Below are 1,349 nucleotides of genomic sequence, written 5' to 3'. Positions count from 1 at the left end.
AATCGCCATTACTGCCTCAACAACTCCTACAATTATTATGGTGTGGGCTACTTCCTCTCGCTCGTAAACGTTAGTGCTAAGGACTACAAATACTCCAAGATTTTGTCCGGTTATCTTCACGGGCGCTGCTAAATAAAGAGTATTTCCACCATCGGAGGCTGGGTTTGTACTCCATTGAGACTTTGTTAGCCGCGACCATCGTTCCATCAGGGCAGTACTAGGGTATAAAGACGCTGGCAGGTTTGGAGGACTAGATTTATAAGGCTTGCCATTTATGAGCGTCAGCATAAACTCATCATCATTAGGAACGTTCCGCCGAAGATATACATCAAAAATAGCTGCAATATCATTACCAAAAGGCTGCCCAGTTTTTGGGTTGTATCCTTTAACTAAGCGCTGGAACTCCTTTACTTCCTGAATTAAAGACTTTTGAGTTTGCTTTTCGTTATAATCTAAGAGTAGTTGACGAATTACAACTAAAGATATCAGTGTAGAAAAAACAATCAAAACGACATAAGAAGCTAGTACCCGTGCTCCGGCTCCAAACAGAATTTTGCGATCGCTACCAAATTTTTTCTTACCCATTACCTAATATTTAGTTACTGCTGACTGAGTAAATATTAAAACTATAAATAGATTTCTTGCCGAAGTCTATTGAGTATTTGCGACCTTTCCGAGTTTGTCACCTTTTCGTCTCCAATTCGCCACTTTTTTAGCTTAATCTCAATCATAAGTTCAGGAATAAACCTGCAACTTATAGAGCTATCAGGGTGCTTCAACCATTAGTCTTTGGTTGCTTTAAATGTGACGCTTTAGGCAGTCAAATACTTAAAATCGGTGTCGTTAAATTTGAAGGCGAGCGCTTATTCTATTTTGATGCGAGCGTCCTCTAATATCTTTTTCGAGTAAAAACCTTCGCAAACAATTAGGAGCAAATCAATGTCAGTTTTAGAAATTTTCTTTACTTGCAGTTTCATTTCTACCTTTAGTGTAGCTCTATTAACTACTTGGTTTCGCTATTTGCCAACATTTATTTCCTTATATCGAACTATTGTCGATTATCTAAGGCAGTTTAATCCTCAAATAATTACTTTACCTAGTTTTGAGACTGATAATATAGACCGCAGGCAAGCTCAATCTTAATTATATATACATCCTACTAAGCCGAGTAAAAATAAATATTCGATTCGTTAGATGCTTTTAAAATGCTCGACGTTATTACTTTTGCTTACTAAGTATCTATTTGCGAAGGTATAAAATATCGTTACGATTGTAGCTAACGAAAAAATGCTGAAAACTTACAGTTTAGTTAGTTAATATTCAATTGGAGTCTATATATACCTGCCCAC

Annotated in this window: 1 protein-coding gene and 1 pseudogene; one reads left to right on the top strand and one right to left on the bottom strand. The window is 36.8% G+C overall.

From position 1 onward, the window contains the following. A pseudogene (locus AC2VE5_RS27910) lies at nucleotides 1–585 on the bottom strand (two-component sensor histidine kinase); the annotation flags it as partial. 354 nt (nucleotides 586–939) lie between these two features. Between AC2VE5_RS27910 and AC2VE5_RS27905 the strand changes: the two are divergent. Beyond that, nucleotides 940–1,143, top strand: coding sequence for a hypothetical protein (locus tag AC2VE5_RS27905; RefSeq protein WP_486890759.1), 204 nt, complete (start codon nucleotides 940–942; stop codon nucleotides 1,141–1,143). Nucleotides 1,144–1,349: the final 206 nt, after the last annotated feature.

It is taken from the genome of Aliterella sp. E5.1 (assembly GCF_057473825.1).
Note: the sequence above shows the minus strand (reverse complement) of the source record. Positions and strands in the feature narration are given on the sequence as shown.

What these genes read in the sequence shown, in the direction of transcription:
- AC2VE5_RS27905 (WP_486890759.1), top strand. Translation starts at nt 940, where the DNA reads ATGTCAGTTTTAGAAATTTTCTTTACTTGCAGTTTCATTTCTACCTTT.